This is a genomic window from Jilunia laotingensis, assembly GCF_014385165.1.
GTDB classification, from domain to species: Bacteria; Bacteroidota; Bacteroidia; order Bacteroidales; family Bacteroidaceae; genus Bacteroides; species Bacteroides laotingensis.
The window spans coordinates 3,178,519-3,201,242 of the sequence record NZ_JACRTF010000001.1 but is presented as its reverse complement, the minus strand read 5'-3'; the positions used below and the strand labels follow the sequence as shown (position 1 = coordinate 3,201,242).

Annotated in this window: 20 protein-coding genes, 3 pseudogenes and 1 riboswitch; of the genes and pseudogenes, 7 read left to right on the top strand and 16 right to left on the bottom strand. The window is 39.6% G+C overall.

Translation table 11 applies throughout. The annotated features are described in order from the left end of the window. Window positions 1-11: 11 nt before the first annotated feature. The 15 genes and pseudogenes from H8744_RS12210 to H8744_RS12135 form a co-directional block, all read right to left on the bottom strand. On the bottom strand, window positions 12-617 hold the full coding sequence (locus H8744_RS12210) for a GNAT family N-acetyltransferase (RefSeq protein ID WP_262435094.1): 606 nt from the start codon (window positions 615-617) through the stop codon (window positions 12-14). Next, on the bottom strand, window positions 583-1,815 hold the full coding sequence (locus H8744_RS12205; protein WP_262435093.1) for a glycosyltransferase family 4 protein: 1,233 nt from the start codon (window positions 1,813-1,815) through the stop codon (window positions 583-585). Before H8744_RS12205 ends, H8744_RS12210 begins: the two co-directional genes overlap by 35 nt. 10 nt (window positions 1,816-1,825) lie before the next feature. Next, a complete protein-coding gene (locus H8744_RS12200) occupies window positions 1,826-2,641 on the bottom strand; it encodes a glycosyltransferase family 2 protein (RefSeq protein WP_262435092.1) in 816 nt (271 codons plus the stop codon). Window positions 2,642-2,674: 33 nt separating this feature from the next. Further along, window positions 2,675-3,784 carry an EpsG family protein gene (locus H8744_RS12195; RefSeq protein WP_262435091.1) on the bottom strand — a complete coding sequence of 370 codons (1,110 nt, stop codon included), beginning with the start codon at window positions 3,782-3,784 and terminating at the stop codon, window positions 2,675-2,677. 12 nt (window positions 3,785-3,796) lie between these two features. Further along, the gene (locus tag H8744_RS12190) at window positions 3,797-4,750 is read right to left on the bottom strand and encodes a glycosyltransferase (RefSeq protein WP_439649358.1); all 954 of its coding nucleotides are present in this window, start codon (window positions 4,748-4,750) and stop codon (window positions 3,797-3,799) included. 226 nt (window positions 4,751-4,976) lie between these two features. Next, window positions 4,977-5,665: pseudogene (locus H8744_RS18905) on the bottom strand (IS66 family transposase). Between the two features lie 177 nt (window positions 5,666-5,842). Further along, window positions 5,843-6,136: pseudogene (gene tnpB / locus H8744_RS12175) on the bottom strand (IS66 family insertion sequence element accessory protein TnpB); the annotation flags it as partial. Between the two features lie 31 nt (window positions 6,137-6,167). Continuing rightward, complete coding sequence (locus H8744_RS12170) at window positions 6,168-6,527, bottom strand: hypothetical protein (protein WP_305067495.1); 360 nt, start codon at window positions 6,525-6,527, stop codon at window positions 6,168-6,170. 125 nt (window positions 6,528-6,652) lie between these two features. Then, complete coding sequence (locus H8744_RS12165; protein WP_262435087.1) at window positions 6,653-7,654, bottom strand: NAD-dependent epimerase/dehydratase family protein; 1,002 nt, start codon at window positions 7,652-7,654, stop codon at window positions 6,653-6,655. 248 nt (window positions 7,655-7,902) lie between these two features. Beyond that, window positions 7,903-8,178 (bottom strand): hypothetical protein, encoded by a 276-nt coding sequence (locus H8744_RS12160; RefSeq protein WP_262435086.1) that lies wholly within the window; start codon window positions 8,176-8,178, stop codon window positions 7,903-7,905. A gap of 9 nt (window positions 8,179-8,187) precedes the next feature. Beyond that, window positions 8,188-9,372: an ATP-grasp domain-containing protein gene (locus tag H8744_RS12155; protein WP_262435085.1), complete on the bottom strand. Its 1,185-nt coding sequence runs from the start codon at window positions 9,370-9,372 to the stop codon at window positions 8,188-8,190. Between the two features lie 11 nt (window positions 9,373-9,383). Next, on the bottom strand, window positions 9,384-10,493 hold the full coding sequence (locus tag H8744_RS12150) for a DegT/DnrJ/EryC1/StrS family aminotransferase (RefSeq protein ID WP_262435084.1): 1,110 nt from the start codon (window positions 10,491-10,493) through the stop codon (window positions 9,384-9,386). After that, the gene (locus tag H8744_RS12145; RefSeq protein ID WP_262435083.1) at window positions 10,478-11,959 is read right to left on the bottom strand and encodes a lipopolysaccharide biosynthesis protein; all 1,482 of its coding nucleotides are present in this window, start codon (window positions 11,957-11,959) and stop codon (window positions 10,478-10,480) included. Before H8744_RS12145 ends, H8744_RS12150 begins: the two co-directional genes overlap by 16 nt. 74 nt (window positions 11,960-12,033) lie before the next feature. Next, complete coding sequence (locus H8744_RS12140) at window positions 12,034-12,528, bottom strand: UpxZ family transcription anti-terminator antagonist (protein ID WP_262435082.1); 495 nt, start codon at window positions 12,526-12,528, stop codon at window positions 12,034-12,036. Window positions 12,529-12,553: 25 nt separating this feature from the next. After that, complete coding sequence (locus tag H8744_RS12135; RefSeq protein ID WP_262435081.1) at window positions 12,554-13,087, bottom strand: UpxY family transcription antiterminator; 534 nt, start codon at window positions 13,085-13,087, stop codon at window positions 12,554-12,556. 567 nt (window positions 13,088-13,654) lie between these two features. Here H8744_RS12135 and H8744_RS12130 point away from each other — a divergent pair. The 3 genes from H8744_RS12130 (at window position 13,655) to H8744_RS12120 (ending at window position 15,418) form a co-directional block, all read left to right on the top strand. Further along, window positions 13,655-13,996 carry a hypothetical protein gene (locus H8744_RS12130; RefSeq protein ID WP_262435080.1) on the top strand — a complete coding sequence of 114 codons (342 nt, stop codon included), beginning with the start codon at window positions 13,655-13,657 and terminating at the stop codon, window positions 13,994-13,996. A 164-nt stretch (window positions 13,997-14,160) separates the two neighbouring features. Continuing rightward, window positions 14,161-14,508, top strand: coding sequence for an SH3 beta-barrel fold-containing protein (locus tag H8744_RS12125; protein WP_305067494.1), 348 nt, complete (start codon window positions 14,161-14,163; stop codon window positions 14,506-14,508). A 97-nt stretch (window positions 14,509-14,605) separates the two neighbouring features. Then, window positions 14,606-15,418, top strand: a complete 813-nt coding sequence (locus H8744_RS12120; RefSeq protein WP_262435078.1) for a DUF4373 domain-containing protein — start codon at window positions 14,606-14,608, stop codon at window positions 15,416-15,418. A gap of 170 nt (window positions 15,419-15,588) precedes the next feature. Here H8744_RS12120 and H8744_RS12115 read toward each other — a convergent pair whose 3' ends face one another. Further along, on the bottom strand, window positions 15,589-16,539 hold the full coding sequence (locus H8744_RS12115; RefSeq protein WP_262435077.1) for a DUF5106 domain-containing protein: 951 nt from the start codon (window positions 16,537-16,539) through the stop codon (window positions 15,589-15,591). Window positions 16,540-16,696: 157 nt separating this feature from the next. On the opposite strand from H8744_RS12115, the pseudogene H8744_RS18900 reads away from it, so the two are divergent. From H8744_RS18900 to H8744_RS12100, 4 genes and pseudogenes are all read left to right on the top strand, one after another. Continuing rightward, window positions 16,697-16,956 (top strand): annotated as a pseudogene (locus H8744_RS18900) (DUF4160 domain-containing protein). Window positions 16,957-17,054: 98 nt separating this feature from the next. Next, window positions 17,055-17,255: riboswitch (cobalamin riboswitch) on the top strand. 169 nt (window positions 17,256-17,424) lie between these two features. Beyond that, complete coding sequence (locus H8744_RS12110; RefSeq protein ID WP_262435076.1) at window positions 17,425-19,473, top strand: TonB-dependent receptor plug domain-containing protein; 2,049 nt, start codon at window positions 17,425-17,427, stop codon at window positions 19,471-19,473. Window positions 19,474-19,488: 15 nt separating this feature from the next. After that, complete coding sequence (locus H8744_RS12105) at window positions 19,489-21,483, top strand: YncE family protein (protein WP_305067492.1); 1,995 nt, start codon at window positions 19,489-19,491, stop codon at window positions 21,481-21,483. Window positions 21,484-21,527: 44 nt separating this feature from the next. Continuing rightward, window positions 21,528-22,616 carry a DUF5074 domain-containing protein gene (locus tag H8744_RS12100; protein ID WP_262435074.1) on the top strand — a complete coding sequence of 363 codons (1,089 nt, stop codon included), beginning with the start codon at window positions 21,528-21,530 and terminating at the stop codon, window positions 22,614-22,616. Window positions 22,617-22,724 lie beyond the last annotated feature (108 nt).

Sequence of the window (22,724 nt, the reverse complement as noted above, 5' to 3'; positions counted from 1 at the left end):
AATGAATTTATTTAATTTAGGGACTTTATTAAGCGAAACATTTCTCTATCCGGATAAGAAGTAAAATCATAAAATACCCGATAGCCCATAGAGCGATAAAAAACAAGCGCTTGTTCATTGTGATGAAAATCTGTTGTTAAGGAAAGTTTTTTCGCCCCTCTACGTTTTACTTCCTCCTCCAGTTCTATTAATAGTAGTTTACCTACCCCTCTCCCCTGACATGCCTTATCTACTCCGATAGAAAGTAGTTCTGCATATTTACCTTCATCCGTATTCATACTATCGCTTTTCGACAAATTCAGATACAGTCTTTTCAAAGCTTTTATATTAGTAAACAATAGAATAAAAGCTTCAATTGCAAAATCAAAAAAGTGAGATATGATGAGACGTTTATTAAATCCATTAGAGTTAATTGTTGCTGCACAAAAACCAATTAAACGATTTTCGTCATAGCATCCCAATAAAATACCCTCCGGATGTGATAATACAGAAGAGTAATAAACTCTTAGGAAGCGTTTTCCCAACTTTGTTAGAAAAAAATCAGCAAAAGCACTTGTATGAATTATAACCAAAGCATTTATTTCATTCTTGCTTATAGGACATATTCTTTGAGACATAGTTTCGTATTAAGTTCGTGATTAATGAAAGATTATGTTTGCGGGAAAAACGACTTATTGCATACTCAAAACCATTCTCTCCCTTTTGTTTCAACATTTGCACATTCCATCCAGCGACTTCTTGAAAAGCATTGATCAACATTTGCTCATTCTCCGGTTCTACCACTAAGCCACAGTTTGCTTTTATAATAGCTTTCGCAGTATCACTTTCCAAATCCAATGATCCAATAATTGTTTTTTGAGAAAACATATATGCCGGCAATTTAGATGGAATAGAACTCATTGCCGCTCCTTTCTTTACAGGTAATAACATTACATCCGCCTGATGTTGTATTTCAGGAACTTTTCCATCTGGAACATCCCAAAATTCAATACATGCTTCAGGATAATTTTGTGCCAACTCTTTACAAATCTCTTTCCTTGATCCGTTTCCTGCTATAACTAATCTGGAATTGGGCAAATAAGCTTTCGCAAAACAAGTGATAAGTAATTCAACTCCAGCTACTGGACCATTATTCCCCAAATACATAAAAGTCAATCTATCCTCTGCCCGTTCTCTATACCCTATAGCCTTGCGATATGCAATAAACTTCCTTTCATCTTGCCAATTTTCAACAGTCATTATCTTATCAGCATCGATTCCTCGAGTCTCTGCAAGATACAATTTCATATTAGCTGATATTGCTAATACATGAGTAGCATGGCTTAGAATATATCTATCAATGGGCAACAATACTTTATATAGTAAATGTTTTAAAGCACCTCTTTTTAACTTATTGGTAAAAGATTCTGGATAGATGTCTTGTACGTGTACAAAACAAGGAATAGCATATTTCTTTGCAGTTTTTACAATCAATAATTGAGAAAACAACGGCCATGAATTCATATAAATACAAGCAAGTTCAGTACGCTTTTTTTTTATATATTTCCGACACTCAACTCCAAATGCATAACTTTCACGAGATCGTCCTATAATCGTAGATTGGGGGCATACATAGGAAGGAAGTGTAATATTTTCAAAATTATTATTCAGTTCACAGACATTTCTAAAATCAAATCCCTCAGGACGTGTCGCTTCAGGATGAAGTACAACAACTTTCCAATCTTTTGATAATTCAGTTGCTATATCAAAAGATAGTTGGGATGAGACAACTGGTTCAGGAGGAAAAACGGCTGATATAATAAGTATCGTTTTCATGAATAAAAGCTTAATTACGAAACATAATCCAAATACTCTTTAAAGTTCCTGGAATTCTTGACAGAAAAAAAAAGAACTTAGAAGTCTCTCTATTTCTATACAATAGTTTAATGTATTCCCATTCTTCATGTACCAATAAATAGAGTAATTTCTTCAACTTTATCTTCTGTCTCGAAGCAGATCCTCTTCTTATTCTTACATAATAAATAGCATCTTCTTCAGTGAAATTAAAATCAGTTATACGCAGGCATAAAGTAGTTATAAAAAGACTATCTTCTCCATTTGACAAACGAGTATCATACTGTATATTTCCTATTAAATCTTTATGTATCAATTTAGCAACAGGAACAGAAAAATAACCGCGAAAATTATATAATTTTTTTTTCAAGAGGTTCCGTTTTCGATAATATTTAGATAAGAAAAAATCATCATTACTTTCTTCTATATATTTCACAAAACTTTTGACATTGGCCAATCCAACGCACGAAGAAGATGAAACTAATAACAATTTTTCTATATAGGTAGGGGATAATATGTCATCATCATCTAAAAAACAAATATATTCTCCCCGAGCTACATTCATTCCAATATTTCTTGCATTAGAAACTCCCGGTTCATCTATCTGTATTATTTGTATAAAAGGCTTCTTTTGTATGTCAGAGCAATAATTATCAATATTTGAATAATATGGTTCATCACAACCATTCAATACAATAATTAATTCAAATAAACTTATATCCAATGTTTGTTCACAAACTGATCTAATACAATCGTATATATAAAAATTAGGCTTGTAAGATGGTAGAATTATCGAGACTCGTTTCATCTTTCCTTATCAATCAATTAGGATAAAAACAAATTATTCATTAACATAAAGTGGATATTCCACTGAATAAAAAATAGTCTGGTAAGGTAAAGCAGACATTTTACATCCTGTTTTCATATGAGCAAATATATTTATATAAAATGAAGAACTAAAAAGCAAAATAAAAAATGTACAAAATAAAAAAGAAATCACTTGTCTGTACTTTCGTTTAAAAATATACAAATATGAAGGCAATAATAAAATTAAAAATAAAAGAAAAAAGGAAGATAGTCTAAGGCATAAAGTACCTTCAAAGCTGAACAAATTCCAAATAATCGCACCAAAATTAGTTATATTCAGCCATAATTTAGACTTTTCACTTCTACTTTCCAATTCTCTCCAAAAAAACAAATTAAAAATAGCTATCATATTAATAACTATTTTCATAGTATTCCCCGAACCAATATATCCATTATTTACATAATACTCAACACTTTCTAAAAAAGGAAATGTTGATGAAATATTAGACAAAAGAGCCATCAAAATTGATGATGAAAACAAAGAGAAGATATAAAACAACATATTCCATTTTTTTTGACACTGAAAAAGATATACCAATGGCAACAATAATCCTATGCACGCAGATATATGAAATCCTATTGCAATTACACTTATAATAGTATACAACAAATATCTATGCTGTAAGAAATAATAAAATGCCCAAAAGATAAATGTATACGCAACAGCATTTCTTATAATACTTAAACTCTCCAAAAAAAATATAGGAAAAAGCAAATATACTATCAAAGAAAGATTTACATTTTCAGAATATTTTTTTGAAACTAAATACAAAGGATATAAAGTTAAAAATGAAGTTATTACAAAAAAAAGTTGATAATGTGTCCAATAAGAAAATTCCATTAATAATTTCGCCAAAGGCTCTATTCTTTCTATTGAATAATCTGGAACATTTTTCAGAATTAGATTCATATAACCATAATAGTCATATCCTATGCCAACCCTTATCGCTGAAAATACGATTACTACAATACAGATTAATTTACCAGAATCTACATTTTTTAATTTATGAAATCCTATGTAGAAACAAATAATAACTAATAATAAATATGGAAATAAATCCAAGAATGAAAAAGAATAGTTCACGCCTTAATTATCTTAAAAAGAATCAACTATTTTCCTAAAGTAATAATAACTATCCTGAATCATAAAAAACAAAATATGATGTACACAATATTTTATCCGATAAAATAGACGAATAAATAAATTTCTTCGTAATTTATTTATTCTATCCTCAATTTTGTTATTTAGTTTATAAGTATAATTATAATCTGGAACAAAGCTCAAATATGACAATAAATTATTTTCATATAACTTATAAGCAAATTTCACAAAAGAATCATCTTTAATTTTATATTTTTCTATATAAAATATTTTTAACTCAGCACTTAACAGACTAAAATACAACTTATTTCTAAAATTTATTTGATTACTTGCAGAGCCTTTATGCCTTCTGTATACAGTTGTAACTTCATCTAAATAAAATATTTTTGATTCTTTTGCAAAAAAAACCCATATGGGGGTATCTCCCATTGGAAAATGCTCTCGTATATAGGTACATTCTTCCGATTTCAAATAATTATCAAATAGTTTCTTTCTAATTAAAACTGTAGGAGTTTTTATTAAATATTGACTATTCAACAATACCTCAATCGGAACATTCCCTGAAACATATTTATTATTAGATAAACGCTTAGATTTGTTGTAATTCCTCAAATAGTAATTAGATTCTTGATATAAAACATCAACATCTGTATTTACCATTCCTATGGATATATCATTCTCTAATAAATCCACTTGTTTTTGCAATTTTAGAGGATCAATCCAATAATCGTCTCCTTCACAAAAAGCTATATATTTCCCTTTTGCCCTAGGAATATTAAAACGAATTGAAATCCTTCCTCCTTTACTGTATTGATTTTCTTTTTGATATATAGGTTTTATTATTTCAGGATACTTCCTTTCGTACTCACGAATAATACCTTGAGTCCCATCAGTAGAAGCATCATCATGTATCAGTACCTCATACCTAAAATTCGTTTTTTGCATCATAAATCCGTCTATACATTGCCTTATATAAGCAGAATGATTATAGACTGTACAACAGATACTTACCAATATCTGTTCTTGATCATTATATTTAGTAACATTAACCATTTGAGACTTTTGTAAACGTCTTATTTTGACGTATTGTAAGCACTCAATTTAGGACATCCCCCTTTGAAAGGGTACATAACTGTGCCCTAAACCGAGTTTTGTTAATTAATTAGTTTTGAATTTAACATTGGCAGGTAGCCAAAATGATTTTGTCAGGAACCATATTAACATAATCCCTGCACCCGTTAAAGATATTTTTGAATAAAGTTCCGATGAAGTTCCAGATAGAACTTCCATGAAGCTTTACCGTTCCAATCACACTGTGATAAGTAGCAGCCATCTCAGCACCGGCATCACTTCCATAATGAAGTGAACTGTTACGTTGAGTCGTCAGCTTTCGGATGGTTCGCTCGGCTAGATTGTTGTCTATCGGAAGTTCCCGTCAAGACGATTGGATAAATCACGTGCTTTCCTGGATGACTCTTTTGCCTCTTGGGAACGGGCATGAGCAACTGAATCCGTGCGAAGCGTCTCATCGGTACCATCATAATCATCTTTCTCCTTTTTCCGGTCAGGGGCACTCTTTGGGGCTTTAGAGTTTATCTTTTGACGTCTGTCACCAAAACGTTCTTGATTTGCGTAATCAAGTTCTTCTTGAAGTGACTTCACCTTGCATTCCGCTGATTTGCGAAATTTATGTTTTGCAGAAAAACGTTCCTCTAATTCAGAGTGTTTCGATTCCATAGATGCCATCTGATCCTTCAGTTCCTGCATCTGGATCATGAAATCTTCCAGAACAAGTTTCATGGCATCACTTGTCAGCCTTAGTTCCTGATTCTGCTCGGCAAGGTATTGAATGTATCGGTCTATTTAATCGGCTGCCATACCTTCACTATAATTTATAGGGTTCAGTGAGTAGGTTTCCCTACTCAACAGCTCCCTTTTTGCTCTTATTATATCTTGCAGTTCGATCATGATTAAACCTTTGATTTACAGCATTAAAGGTAGTGAAATAATCATAAAACCGCAAGTAAACAAATGTATTAATCATCTGATTTTTAATGTTTTAACAACAGGGTTTTCAAGAATCAGAACCACATCTTTCCAATCAACCCGATAGACTGTATCCGCTCCATTCCGCTCTACTTTCATGAACTGATAGCCTGAAACAAACTTCTTCTCGAACAAACTGTACGAACGATTATCGAATGAAAACATACGAACTATTCTGCGATTTCGAGACATAACAAAGACATCTCCATCACTTGGCTCCCTGTGAAGTCTTTCACGAATGATAGACAACACACGGCTGTGCTTACAACGCATATCGGTAAAATCACGGACATAGTAAAATGATTTAGACCGGTAACACTCAGCATAACCTCTCCAGCTTCTCTACCATACGAACTAAATCCTGATAGCTTAAATTCTTTTGGGATAAATGTAGGCCATTGCTGATACGAATGTCAATCCATATACGAACAGAATTATCTGTTCGTCGCGCTGCCTGCTGAACCGGACCTTTTAATTTTAAGTCTTCCTCATCCGCATCAATAGGAACTCCATCGACTTTGACTTCTACGACTTTGTTACGAGTATCCTTATACCATTTCTGAAAAATGTTATAAGGAACTTTATTCTTAATACAAAATGATTGGAGAGATTCTCCATGAGTAAAGGCCTCGGTCTGGTACTGAAAGTAAAACCTTTCAAGATCTTCACTGCTATACATAATTCTAAAATTGGGTTGGCAGCGAAGATAGAACTTACAATCAATAGCCATTTTTTTGACTGCTTACCAATCTTTTCTCTCTTTCCTGTATATTGTTATTGGGACACTTTATTCTAATGATATTCTTATTCATAATCGATTTGGCTTCCCCATAATTTCTTAAATGACTCAGCCTCCATCTCTTTTTTATAATCAAGCAATAGGGCCTTGTAATCATATTCGGGCACATACCCAAGTTCATTTTTCGTTTTAGAAATATCATTTACATATTCCCGCGCATTTGGCTTTTCCGGTTTATATATGACTTGGGAAGGATGTTTGCTATCCGAAAAGACTTCTACAATGCCTAATATCTGCTCTTCCAACGTAACCGGAACACCTCTCCCAACATTGTAGACACCTCCATCCAATTCGGAATCAATACATCTTTGGACAATCTGTATGGCATCTTTTACATACACTATTTCCTTTGCACGTTGAGGGTCACCCCAGATCTCAATGGTCTTCCCTTTGATGGCTTGATCAATCAAATACCTATAAGCTTTCCATTTGCGTATTCCATTAACATAAAAGTAGGGATTGGGATGGTATGCGTATATTGTTGGGAATCTCAATATGAACCTTTTCAGGTTATATTGATGGTAATAGTGTTCTATTAAATCCACTGCCGCGTTTTTACAAATAGAATAAACCGAATGATCGCCTGTCAGTGGGAATTTTTTTACAATATCCGAAGGAATAGGTCCTTGGTCCATAAGATAATTTGAGTCTGCACGTGATTGGGAAAAAATTATCTTTTCAGCTTTAACAGAAAGGCAATAATTTAAAACATTTAATGTCCCGCTCATTATTGTATCAATATAAGCTTGAGGATCATAACCTTTCATTGCAGCAGGCAAAATGCCAGCAAAGTGAACAACGCAATAAATGTCATCCATAGGAAGCACTGAAAATGTGTCTGGCCGTGTTATATCAACTGGATAATAATCGATACCTTTTACTTTGAAAAAACCGTTATCAGATGTTCTACGTCCTACTGCTACAATGTCATATCCTTGCTTTTTCAATTCAATCGCAGTATATGTCCCAACAGTTCCCGTAGCACCAAATAGTACAATTCGCTTCATTTTTATATTAATTTTGGTTAGTAACCCCTGTTAATAAATTCACTTTACAATACTGTTTTTTTCTATTATTTCATTCATCTCTTTAAAAGAAGAAAAAGTGTCAGTAATGCTGCCATTGCTGAATATCCCCTTTAAAAGAACATACTTTCATACCTAGATATATATAATCATCACGCACAATGATTAACTCTTCAATTTTTTGATCCAAACTGATACTCTTAAGCTACCACTTTGCCCAGAATGGACTATCAAATAAGCAAAGTAATCATACGCATGGTTAACTCACCTGCAATCTCCAGTCCTTCATTAATGGAATAAAAGGAATGAGGCACCTTTAATCTTGTTATAGGTTCCATTATGGCATCGCAGGTGAAATAGGGAATCCACAACCTTGATATGCGGGGAAGGGACGACAATATATATTCCAGGGCATTCCCCCCCGTATTCAGACAATTCCCATCGCAATGCAAAAATGAGCCACGGCTGGAAAGTTCCAGATTAAAATAGCCCCCGATCTCCATCACTGGTATTATTCACTCTACGATTATTGAAACAAACTCCTCCGGATGTTGGAAAAAAAGGTCCATGTCAGACCTGAGTTCAAATTCCAACAATAAAATCCCGATAGTCTGATTGGACCCCATGAATGCACCGACATTGTCACCGTCTTTCAAAAAGACATACTCGCCATTTAATATTCCCGGGAAAGTGTCTCGAAGAACATAATCTCTATATATACCGTCCTTTCGGCTGTGCAATGCATAGTATGCATAAAAATGGGAGTTGTCCCGGGGCGACAATGAAAATGGATGTCCCAAAGAAGCCTCCACGGCCAATGCCGGGAGATTGACTCCCGTATAATTATAAATAACCTCAGGAATGCAATTCCCACCGTTTCGAGGACCTATTTCCATCAAGAAAACATCTCCCCTCTCATCCAGCATCACCTCCAAGTTGAATGATAGATTTTTCAAACCGGACAAACGTATGGCCCGCTCTATTTCATCGCTGATCTTTTTCTGAATTGACTCTGGAATAATTGAAGGGAACTTCATGCCGCACGGAACATATGGGTTGATGCCTTCATCAACAACCTGATCGCCAAAACAAACAAAATCCAAACGGTCCGTTCCGAAAAAGCCATCCCCCCCTATTTGAGGACCGGCTCTTTCAATATATTCCTCAACAATGACATGCCTGCTACGGGAATATGACAAAGCATGGCTAAACGCATCCGCCAACGCTTCCCTGCCCGACACTTTAGTGACACCTTTGCTGCCGGAAGAGTCAACGGGCTTCACCATTACAGGATAACACCACTCGTCAGACATTAATTCATCCAATGAATAATAATCCTTGGACACGGGAGTCTTAAAGCCGTTTTCCTTGAGAAAGTTACGCCATTTATGTTTCTCGCTGAATAAATTCACATCATTGAACGAATTGCCAGGAAGCCCTAGCTTCTCCGCGACATAGGCGGCCGTGGGAGCGGCAGGATCAGAAGCAAAGGCAAGGACACCGTCAACCTTCAGGCCTCGGGCCAAATCCAAGACGGCTTCCTTGTCGGTCGTACTCACGTTGTAATATTCGTCGGAAAGCAAATGTCCCGGGTTATCGGGTAGATAGTCACACGTTATCACACGATAACCCTGCTCCTTGGAGTATTGGATGACCGGAACTTGAAAATGAGTCCCTCCCAAAATTAAGATTTTCTCCATTCTAAGTATCTTTAAAGGGCTATATTAATCAGTACCTTTTCGATTTCCCCTTCAGTCAGACTATGGTACATCGGCAGACATACCACACTATCCGCGACCCGCGTCGCCACGGGAAGGTTTTCCATCCTTGCGGAATCCAGCCCGCGATAAGTGGAAAACTCACTTATCAACGGATAGAAGTAACGACGGCCCAGAACATTCTCGCCTTTGAGCTTAAAATAAAGCTCATCACGGGTCATCCCGTATTTTTCCGCATCGACAAACACGGGAAAGTACGAATAATTATGGCGGACTCCCGGCATGTCCTCCATGACCCGGATGCCGGGAACATTCCTTAAGGCCTCACGATACCTCATGGCGACCCGCCGGCGGGCGGCAATCGCCCCGTCGACCCGCTTCAAATTTAACAGTCCGTAGGCGGAACGTATTTCGTCCATCTTGCCATTGATGCCGGGAGCGACGATGGTCGTCTCCCCGGCAAAGCCGAAATTCTTCAGATAATCGATTCGCCGCTTGACCTTCTCATCATGGCAGACCAGGGCCCCCCCCTCTATCGTGTTATAAACTTTAGTGGCATGGAAGCTTAAGGTGGACATGTCGCCGGCTTCCAATATGGACCTGCCATCGACCTCCACGCCAAAGGCGTGGGCGGCGTCATATATCACCTTCAAGCCATACTTGTCGGCTATCTCCTGGATACGTTCCGTATCGCAAGGCTTGCCGTAGACATGGACCGGCATGATGGCCGTCGTCCTAGGAGTGATAGCGGCCTCTACCTTAGCGGGATCAATGTTACAGGTGTCGGGGTCGATATCCACGAACACCGGCTTGATGCCATTCCACCACAAGGAATGGGTGGTTGCAACAAAGCTGAAAGGGGTGGTGATCACCTCACCCGTGATCCTTAGCGCCTGCAAGGCGCACATCAGGGGAAGGGTGCCGTTCGTAAACAAGCTGATGTAAGGCACCTTCAAATACTCGCACAGGGCCTTCTCCAGCTCCTGATGGTAGTGACCGTTATTGGTCAGCCACTTACGATCCCAGATGTCCTGCAAGTAAGGTAAGAAGTCGTCCAGGGAGGGAAGAAGGGGAGAAGTAACTGTTATTAGTTTTTCGTCCATATTTGTTTATTATCCAATTTATTTTTCCGATGAAGTAATGAACACACCAGTTGCCGCACTTCAAGATATTCAGGAAGACGAAGCTTCTCATAAATAATAAATGCCAACAGAATTCCTAGAGACAACTGCATGGGTAAAAGAATATATACCGATATGTCAAACAGGGAGACACACCACATAAAAAAAGCCACGATGGAAGAAATGGCAAACGTTGGCAGGATGTCTTTCATTTGATCCATTGTTGGATAATCGATCAGCCTTGCCGAATAGTGGCTGTTCAAAAAATAAGCTATAAAAGAAGTGAAGACACTTCCCCAAAGCATATATTCAATGCCGCAGAACACACCTACGGTTATAGGAACCACCGCAATAATCTTCTTTATCACTTCCAGCTTCAAGAATAAATCCGAGCGTCCCTTCACCTGCAAAATATTCAAGTTGATGGCATGGAGAGGGTACAGCATCCCGGAAAAACAGATTATTTGCAGAAAATACACGGAAGGGAGCCACTTTTCTCCGATCAGAATGACAATCAGCGGCTTGGACACGGCGGCCAACCCCAGCATACAAGCAAACGTGATCAACATTGTAGTTTTTATGACTTTCCGATAAGCCTCACGCAGGCGCTTCGGGTCCTCCTGAATGGAACTTAGGACGGGATAGCTGACGCGCTGGACAACGGATGTCAAATTGCTGGAGAAGATCGTGTTGAACTGTTGCGCACGGGTATATTGCCCCAGCAAGGAGGAGCTATAAAAACGACCTATTACGATGTAGTAGACGTTCTGATAGACTGTGTTCAACAGCCCTGACAGCAACAGTTTGGAGCCGAACCCGAAAAGCTCCCTGAAACTCTCGATTGAAAACTCCAAGGAGGGCTTCCACTTGCAATAGACCCACAAGAACAGCGAGTTCAACGACTGCCGGGACAGCTGCTGCCCCACCAGACTCCATACCCCCATGCCCGAAAGGGCCATCACTATGCCCACCGCCCCACTGCTGACAGAGGAAATCAAGGCCACCTTCGTCTGCGTCTTGAAATTGACGTCCCTGACAAAGACGGTGCGCGGAATGATGGCCAATGCGTTGATAACAAGAACAGACCCTATCACCCTTGTCACCTTCACCAGTTCCGGCTCCTTAAAGAAAACGCTGATGGAAGGGGAAGCGAGGAAGAGCAGGAAGTAAAGGAGGACGCTGACGGCAAGATTAAAATAAAAGACAGTATTGTAATCAACGCGCTCTACACGCACCTTCCGGATCAGCGCATTGGAGAAGCCGCTGTCGACAATCGAATTCGAGACCGCAATAAATATGGCTATCATTGCCATGATGCCGTATTCCGCGGGTGTCAACAGGCGGGCCAGCACGAGGCCCACCAGAAAGGTGACGCCCGAACTTGCAATATTGTCAACGAAACTCCATCCGACACCACGGACGGTTTTATTTCTCAGGGATTCTGACAAAGCAAAAATAGACTGTTATGTGTGATAACGATAAGCCCTTTCTGAAAACATGCGTTATGCAGAAAGCTCATTATTTATTCTTCCACCTCCACCCAAGGGTACGGATTCTCCTCGATCCCCCGCAACAGTTCAATCATTTCCCTCTCCTCGGGGGCCAATGAGTCCTTGCGCCATCCATCCATGATCGCATGCGCCTCCTCCGCCAAGCCGTCGTCATATACCTCCGCGTAGCAGTAAGTGAGCAGGCGGACTTTCAGTAACGAGGACGGGAGCCGTTCCAAAACGTGCCAGCAGCGGTCCAATACCTCCTGGATTCGCGCCTGTTTGTCACCGTCATCATAGATGGTGGCGTTATAGCCCATCAGGAGGGAGAGGCAAACATCCGCCTCCTCCTCGGGGGTAATAGAACCGGCAGCGCGCCAAAGGGAATACAATTCATTGCTCAGCGAAAGGACGGCACCGTTCTGCCGGGTAAAAACGTCCGAATACATGGGGGCATCGTCCTCGAGGAAGAGGAGGTGGTGCGCCTGGCGCTGGAGTTCCAGCGATTTTGCTACAATTGATTCCATCAGAATGATGTGTTATTTAGATTGTTTAACCGATAATTTTCAAGTAACTCCTGGGGAGCTTGACGCTGGCGGTCAAGACACCGCGAATGCGGATGACCACGTAGGTCCTGTTGGAAACGGTGCCGACCTCTCCTTCGACGCCCGATAGTTCGCCCTTGACGACCTTCACCCTGCTGCCCATCGTGAGGGACGCGTTGTCGAAGCTGACCCCGTCGGGGGAAAGGTCCATCATGAAGCGGAAATCGTCCATCTGCTTGTCGGGTACGACCAACATGCCATGGGTGGAAAGATCCTTCATGTAAAAAAGGGCGACCCCCTCCTTGTTGGGGAGGTCCACGGCGACCTGCCGGGTGGCCCTGACGAATATCAGGTTCCTGATGACGGGGACCTCCACCCGTTTCCTCCGGTATTTCAACTGCCGGAAGACCGTCCTTGTGGGAAGGTAATATTCCAGGTCGACACCATGTTCCACCCGCAGCCTTTGCAGCCTTTCTCGGATGGCGAACTCCTGCTTGTCACGGGTGCGGGCGGCAAACCACTGCTTCTGTATATCAACCATTTGGGATGTCTGTTTGAGGGTCCGAACCTTCCCTTTCGGGCGCGCTTCGCGGTTTGAACGGGACATCTCCCCCCGCTCAAACCGTGACTGTTCTGATGATATTTCCAACGTTAAACGAAGCGGTAAAAACAGATGAAAGTGTTTCAATAGACGTTCGTTTAATGGAACGCAAAGATATGGGGTATTTTCATAATAGCAAAATGTTTAATAAAAAAAATGTTTTCAGTTCTGCTTTTTTTCAGCTAAACACTTGTTTATTAATCAACTATGTAATAAATAAGATTGAGAATTTATCTGTCTGCTTTTATGAATATTGTATCGAAAAATCATTGTAAAAAAAGCGTTCCATTAAACGAACGTCTATTGAAACACTTTTCTCCAATCGCATCATCATGCAGTGTGTCAATTAATTATTATCTAAAACATCCATATTTACAGATATAATTTTACCATTCTCTTTCCGATACTGAAATAAATTCGGCACCTTTGTCTTTTTCGTACAATTTAACATTGAGTTTATCAACCGCTATTTCATAGTATAAAAAAGAATACAAATGACGACAAGGGATGTATCAAAAAAAGAGAAGTAAAAAAGTTTTAACTGCTAAAAAACAATTTGTTAACGGAAACAAGGCCCCTAACCGGAAAGAAGAAATCCAAGGAATTCTTTTTAACCATGAGGATGTGATACGGTATTTCATTTCAATCTATCAGAAAGGGTATATGGGAGAAAAAATAAAGACATACAAGTCCCACCTGGCCCGTTTCCTGGCTGAAAAAGGATTACTTGTCTACATTGAGAACGGGGAATGCAAATCATTAAGCGAAAGGTCGATAGCAACCTACATCTCAACCATCTCCAGGGAAGACAGGAAGCCAAGGAATTATCAGGACAAAAAGCCGGAATAACAGATCCGGAATTTTCTCAATCCGTCCCAAGGAACAATCGCCTTATCTTTGCCGCAGGTTAAAGCTGGTAATGAAAAAGTATGCTGTCTCGACGTCAGGCACCATTCTTCGTTCATAAGGCGAACAGACCAGAAATGAATTGTTCAATCTAAAATTTAAGAATGATGAAAAAACAAAAACGGGGGGAATCACAAAGTGAAACCATGAGGAAAAGATGGAAAAGGCGTATCGTTGCCGAAAAGGCATACGATGGGAACACCGCGGAATGGATGGCGCTGAGACTGGAAGCATTGCTGGACCACATGCTATACGGACATGCACTGATCGCCTATCATAAACAGAATGGGGAGTTCAGGCTCGTAAAAGCGACGCTGGTCCATTACCGGGGGGACTTCCACAAGGAATTCGATCCCGGCAAAATCGATGGTGCCGTTGTCCACTGGGATGTCGAACAACAGAACTGGAGAACTTTCCAGGTGGAGAATTTCCTTGAATGGAGACCTGTAATCTGATAAAAAAGAAGATTTAAAAATGATTAGCGATTGGCAAACCGCGACAACACGAGACACACCGGTCGCTAATCATTAAACTATAATCACCAATTTAACCATGGCAACAGAATATAATGGAATCAATTACTTCCCCTTGCTTACCGGGTTCTTCCACAGTGACATCATGGAGCTGACCACCGCTATGTTTGGCATCAAAGGGCCTCATGCGGTCATCATGCTGTTATGCAAGATCTATACGGAAGGGTACTATATACAATGGGGGAAAGAGCAGTGCATGATTTTCGCCAGAAAGCTGGGATCGGAATATACGGCTGAAACGGTAGGGGAGATTGTAAACTTGCTTGTTGAAAAGGGTTTCTTTGCTAGGGAAAGCTATGAGAAACACCGAATCCTGACCTCCATCGACATACAAACGGTTTGGATGGAAGCTACGAGCCGTAGAAAAAGGGATTTAAGCAAATTGCCCCACCTGTTAATAGAAATCACCAACGAGAAAAACAAAAGCAGGAAATCTGAAAATGTAAACATCCCGCTGACAAAAATGGAAGTGAACCCCGAAAATGAGGACATTTCCGGACAAAGTAAAGTAAAGCAAAGTATAGTAGAGCAGAGTAAAGAACTTCCCCCTTCCACTCCCCCCAGGGGGAGGATGGACGGAGATGAAGACCATCAGGCTTCCCTTCCCGAACCACCGGCTTATGCCCTCAATACGAAAACGCATAATTATTATGGACTATTGGAAAGCCTGAGGCTACACAAAATAACCGAAATGAATGAAATCAAGGCCATATTGAGCCTGTCCAACTATGGCGAAAAAGGGACACCCGTGTGGAAACTGCTCGCGAAAAACAATTGGAGCAAGATTGAGGCACCGGGAAAATACATCATTAAAGTACTGAGGAGTTCTTAGGTGTATAGGAAGGTCATTGATTTGTCAATATGAAGAATTAGTATTTTAACGATCTCTTAAAATACTAATTAATTCATCTTTAAGTACGTATTCTTGGATAGCAAGAGTACGTACTTTTATTTTCGTAGTGCGTACGGAAAACGATTTGCATTTATATGAAAGACATTAGGTTATGGAATTAAGGAGATATTGTTAATCAGCCACTCTTCAATAGCTTGAGCCGATGCGTCTTTTAAGATAACCGTTTTATCCGAATCCAATAAATAAAGGGTAGGGATGGCTTTTAAATCATATAAATTTTCAGTTTTGAGTGTAAGCGATTTATCATATGCGGTAATCCATTCGGATGGGAATTCAGAACGATGCTTTCTCCAATCGTCAACTTCTTCGTCCGGATAAAGTGAAAGTATGATCATTCTTTTTTTCTTTATTAGCTCTTCGATCATGGGAATATTTTTTATGGCATTGATCGTTTCGGTACAGGCATGACATCCCGGATTATTGATAAACAAAAGTGTATAGTCTGATTTTATTTGATAAAGTGTACTTTGTCTACCTGATGCTACCGTGTAGGTAAAGTCGAGAGCCTTTGTGCCGACACGGTTCTTTTGCGCCAGTTCCAATCTTGCTTTTGGGCGGATTTTTTCAGTTTCATTTAGAATAGGGGAGGTTATCATTGCTTCAAGCACGGGGATATAATATTCCTCATTGCGCATAGGGGAATTGGGGTCGTACAGGTACTTATCTGCCAGATCGGTCATGTAATTGAAAACTTTTCTTTCCGCTCCTGCTTTGTTGATGGCGGCTTTAATGGCTTCTTGGGCTGTAGTCAATGTTACATGGTTCAAAAGGTCACAATAATCCGCCCATGCTTGTTCTATAATTTCGGGATGATGAATATAATTGGTATCGGCAAAATTCGTATTGTCCCAATAATGTTTGACTATAAAGTCCGCCCGTTGCTCTGGTGTTGTTAGCATTACGGGGATGGTGGGCAAGGTAAATGTTGTAATTGTATCTTGTTGTGTATTGTCTGCAGGAACGGAAGCATTTCCGCTTTTGCATGAACACAAACATAGCACCAAAATTGTTCTCAAGAGGTATTCTATATGCTTCATCATTCTAATCAATGTGTTTTCTATATCCTACAAAAATACATGATTATTTTCTTAAAGCAATAGAATTGATTTCTAAAATACGCATTTATTTTATACTTTTTAATTTGTCCAAATGAAACTAATTAGTCACATTTGTGTCTGAATTAAAAGAATAGTTGTTATGCCTGAAATTTGTAGATTCTTTGGCATCATAATAAGCCTTTATTGGAAAGACCATAACCCGCCACATATTCATTTTACTTATGGCGATTATGAATATTCTATTAGTGTGTTAGATAGAATAGTAGACGGGCAAGTACCTGCAAAAGTAATAGCTAAAGTAAATGAATGATTGATTTACATGAACCTGAGATTCTTACTTTATGGGAAAAAGCCCAACGCAGTGAGAAAATAGATAACAGGCATTGGGCATTAAATTGAAAACCGAATATTGATGCCACCATAGACCATGCTTGAATATTGATTCTCTTTATTGATAAAATATCTACTATCATTGACCATTATCTAAATATTCTTTCTATCTTTGCCTTCGCATTGGTTCGCAAACTCCTTTCACAGAGAATGCGATTAAAAGGGAATCAGGTGCGAATCCTGAACAGTCCCGCTGCTGTAAGTTCTATCTATGTTATGGACAACTAACTCAATTTGCCACTGGGAAAACCGGGAAGGCAGTTCGTAACAGGAACAAGTCAGAAGACCTACCATGCAAATCCAATTTCATTGCTTTCGTGGAAAAAGCGTTGAGTCTAATGAGCCGGATAATTCTATCCATCATTTCATTCACCACTCTGATTCAGAGAAAGTATGATTAAAATAAACTCTGCCAAGTTTATTATCGTGTCCGGTCGAAGTGATTTCGCCCGGACATTTTAATGCAAAACGAATTGAATGAACAGATTGAAACTGAATTTTAAATATAGACTCTTGGGAGTCATCTTATACTGTTACTATTGTACTCCCACACTTTTTGCACAACAGCAAAAAGTGGATACCACACATATTTACACCATTCCGGAAGTGATAGTCGCTGACCGCTACCAGACACAAGAGGTACGTTCGGCAGCCCCCATACAGATTTTCTCTAAAGATGAATTGAAAAACCTGAATGTCTTGCAAGTATCCGATGCAGTGAAACACTTTGCCGGTGTGACGGTAAAAGATTATGGGGGTATAGGCGGATTGAAAACAGTATCACTTCGAAGCCTAGGGGCTGAGCATACCGCTGTCGGCTATGATGGTATCACACTGACTGATTGCCAAACCGGTCAGATTGATATCGGACGCTTTTCATTAGACAATGTGGACAGGCTTTCTTTAAGTAACGGACAGAGTGATAACATATTCCAACCAGCAAGATTCTTCGCATCGGCAGGTTTGCTGAATATACAAACTTTGACACCCCGCTTTAAGAATACTAAAAAGACCAATATTCATGCCTCGTTCAAAACAGGCTCTTGGGGATTGGTGAACCCATCGTTACTGATAGAACAACAACTGAACAGCAAATGGGCATTGTCCGCCAACGGAGAATGGATGTCGGCAGATGGACATTACCCTTTCACACTGCATTACGGTGATAAAGGTGATCTCACCTCCCGTGAAAAAAGAAAGAATACCCAGGTAGAAAACTTACGCGCTGAAATCGGACTGTTCGGAAACTTCTCCGACAAAGAACAATGGAGGGTAAAGGCATATTATTACCAATCTTCGCGAGGATTGCCCAACGCAACGACCTTTTATTATGATTTTGCCGCCCAGCATTTATGGGATAAAAACACCTTTATCCAGAGCCAATATAAAAAGGAATTCAACCGTAAGTGGGCATTCCAGACTTCAGCAAAATGGAACTGGAACTATCAACGATACCTCGATCCGTCTTACAAGAACTCTGAAAAGAAACAGGACAATAGTTACTATCAGCAAGAATATTATTTGTCAGCTTCCGTTCTGTATCGTTTTCTGGACAATCTCTCCTTCTCCCTATCCACGGACGGAAGTATCAATACCCTTAATGCGAACTTACCCGACTTTGCCTACCCCACCCGTTATTCATGGCTAACCGTACTGGCCGGTAAATATGTAAACGAATGGGTGACCCTATCCGCTTCTGCATTGGCAACAATGATAAATGAAAAAACAAAAGAAGGAGAAAGCGGGAAGAATCATCATAAACTAAGTCCTTATGTCAGTGCCTCTTTTAAACCGTTCAACGAAGAAGAATTCAGAATACGTTTTTTCTACAAAAGCATTTTCCGCCTTCCGAATTTCAACGATTTATACTACGGAAAGATAGGAACAGTAACCCTTCGCCCCGAAAATACGAGGCAATACAACCTGGGACTTACTTATAGTAAAGCGATCAATGAATTTTTACCCTATTTATCTGCTACGGTAGATGCTTATTATAATAAGGTAACAGATAAGATCATTGCCACTCCGACAAAAGATATTTTCGTATGGACAATGACAAACCTCGGCAAAGCGGAAATCAAAGGAATCGACGTGACCGGAACTATTACAATGCAGCCTCTGGAGAAGCTACGGATCAATCTCTCCGGAAATTATACCTACCAGCATGCATTGGACAAGACCGATCCCAACAATGAACCGGAGAAAGCAACTTACGGTCACCAGATAGCCTATACGCCTCGTGTGTCCGGTTCGGGACAAGCGGGTATCGAAACACCTTGGATTAACCTCTCCTATTCATTCCTTTTTTCCGGAAAACGGTATACGCAAGGAGAAAATATCAGCCAGAATCGACTGAGCGGATACAGCGATCACAGTATTTCGGCAAGCCGGGAGTTCAAAATAAGGAATATACATACATCACTCCATGTGGAAGTCCTCAACTTATTGAACAAGAATTATGAAATTATCAAATTCTTCCCCATGCCGGGACGTTCGGTACGAGCCACTTTAAAAGTAACTTATTAAAACCCAATCATTATGATGAACTATAAATATCTGATAGGATTATTATTCGCCCTACTCTTTTTTGCCTGTGATGACTTGACAGACAAAGAGAATAATAGAGAAGAAGGCGGAGGGGGTAACGGAACAGTTACCGAAACAGGAACAGCCGGGATCTATGTGCTGAGTGAAGGATTATTCAACCTGAACAACAGTACACTGGCCTATCATTCATTCAAAAGCGGGAAAACGAACATTGACTATTTCCGCAGTCTCAATCGACGCGGACTGGGTGATACTGCCAACGACATGGCTATCTATGGCAATAAGCTCTACATCGTTGTAAATGTATCGAGCCAGATAGAAGTAATCGACCTTACATCGGGACTGTCATTGAAGCGTATCCCTATGTTGGGTGAAGACGGCAGTTCACGCCAACCACGCTATATTGCGTTTCACAAAGACAAAGCTTATGTCTGTTCCTATGACGGAACGGTAGCGAGGATAGATACCGCTTCACTAGCTATCGAGACTTATGCACAAGTGGGGCGTAACCCGGATGGCATCTGTGTACAAAACGACAAGCTATATGTATCCAACTCCGGTGGATTGGACTGGGATGGTATCGGTGTGGACAATACCGTGTCTGTTGTGAGTATTGACCCGTTCAAAGAAATAAAAAAGATAGAAGTAGGTCCCAATCCCGGCAAGATAGCGGCAGATGAATACGGAAATGTCTATGTAGCGACCCACGGGAAGGATATCAGTGCAGGAGACTATAATTTTGTAAAAATTGATGCTGCCAGTGATGAAGTCGCAAAGATATACAATGAGAAAGTTATGAGCTTCGCCATCAGCGACCAAGTGGCTTATTTATATAACTTCAGTTTTGAAAACCAAGCTTCCCAGATCAAAGTTTTCAATCTACAGAACGGAACTACGATCCGTGAAAACTTTATCACCGATGGTACTGAAATACATACTCCTTACGGAATTTTCGTAAATCCATATAGCGGCAATGTGTATATAACAGACGCTTACAAATACCAGACACGCGGAGACGTGCTTTGTTTCACCCCACAGGGAAAACTGCAATTCAGTATCCGCAAGATCGGACAGAACCCGAACACGGTAGTTTTTACCGATAAATACACAGAAAATGAAGAAGAAGAACCATCGGACGATCCTCAAATTTCCGCTTTCGCAAATAAAGTTTTAGAATACAATCCAGCCCCGTCACAATACATGAACACTACCCGAACAGCTTATAAAACAGGGTTTTCTTATCAGCAAGTACTGGAATACGCGACCGAGTTGCTACAAGACCGAAATATCTGCCTCCTTACATTAGGCGCATTTGGCGGTAATATCACAGTAGGCTTCGATCATACCGTACCGAACGTACCGGGTGAATATGATTTAAAGATATACGGCAATGCCTATTACGACATGTATGGTACTTTCCTTGATAAACCGGGTGGGAATTCAGAACCGGGCATTGTACTGGTTTCTAAGGATACGAACGGAAACGGACTCCCAGACGATGAATGGTACGAACTTGCCGGAAGTGAATATAACTCTCTTGCAACGACCCGTGATTATGAAATAACCTATTACCGTCCGGAGCAACCCGGAAATGACATTCGTTGGTCGGACAATCAGGGAAGCGAAGGATATGTAAAACGCAATGAATTCAATACACAAGAATCCTACTATCCGGAATGGATTACGAAAAGTGAAATGACATTCAAAGGAAGTCGTCTGGCAGACAATGCTGTAAATGAACCGCGTCCGGACATGCCCGAACATTGGGTGGGTTATTGCTATCCTTACGGATATGCGGACAACCATCCGAACGATACGGAATACTCACAGTTCAAGATCGATTGGGCGGTAGATAAAAACGGCAATCCCGTACATCTGGACGGAATAGATTTCGTGAAGATCTATACTGCCGTCAATCAGGATTGCGGATGGTTAGGGGAAGCCTCAACGGAACTACAGGCTATTGAAGATTTACATTACAATAAATAATGAATCAATTATCAATAATCAAAATTACAAGTAAATTAAGAAAAATGAAAAGACTAAGTTTATTATTCGGAAAATTGTGCTTAATTGCATTAATGGCATTGCCGGTATTCACTTCATGTAGCGATGATGAAGATAATGGCAAAGAACCTACCATAATCCATAAATATGAGAATGGATTTTATGTGATCAATGAAGGGAAAATGGGCAGTAAAGGTTCTATCTGCTACTATAAAAATAAACAATGGTTTAATAACATTTACCGGACAAATAATTCGGGAAAAACCTTAGGGAATACAAGCACTACTGCAACAATTTATAATAATAAAATGTACGTAGTATCTAAAGAATCTCCATACTTAACAGAAATAAATCTAGAAGATTTCAGTCATGTTGCCGCTATCGAAGGGGAAGAATTATTAGGAACAAATGGACAAAGCAATGATTTTTGTATCATCAATGACAACACTGCTATCTTAACCTCTACAAACGGTGCATTTAAAGTAAATTTGAATCCACTTGCTTTAGGTGAAACCATCGAAGGCACAGGAAGGACAAAAGACGTATATAAATCAGGAAACCACGTACTGATAATCTCTGACGATAAGATTTTATCTTATAATGCAATTGACCTATCTTTTGAAAAAGAATTAACAGATGCCGTTACAGGATTCACTCAATCCAAAGATGGTAACATATGGGCGGCCAATATGGATAAACTAATAAAAATAGATCCGAATACATTAACCGTTTCAGAAATTGCCCTTCCGGAAGGTTTCAGTGTAAACTATAACAGCATGGCGTATACTCCTACTTGCCTTTGCTCTTCAATTTCGGAAAATGCTATCTATTTTGTAAAAAAAGATGGCTGGAACTCTAAAGAAGCTTATAAGTATGATATCGCATCCGGTGATTTAACCAAAATAGTAACCGCACCGGATAACTACTCTTTTTATGGTGCCGGATTGTCCGTTGACCCGAAAAAAGGAAATGTTTATGCCACATTTACTGAAGACGGTTGGGGCGATCATTACATGAATAATCAAATACTGGTTGTAAATGGCAAACAAGAAACTCCTATACAAACCATTGATTACTCTGGTGAATTCTGGTTCCCCTCTAAAATAATTTTTTAATTAAAATCCAAGGTAGTTCTCTACATGAACAACATAGATGTTCCAAAATAAAGTTCTCTAAAGTGGAAAGAACTATTAATTTTTCTCATTTAATAAGAGCCTGCGCAA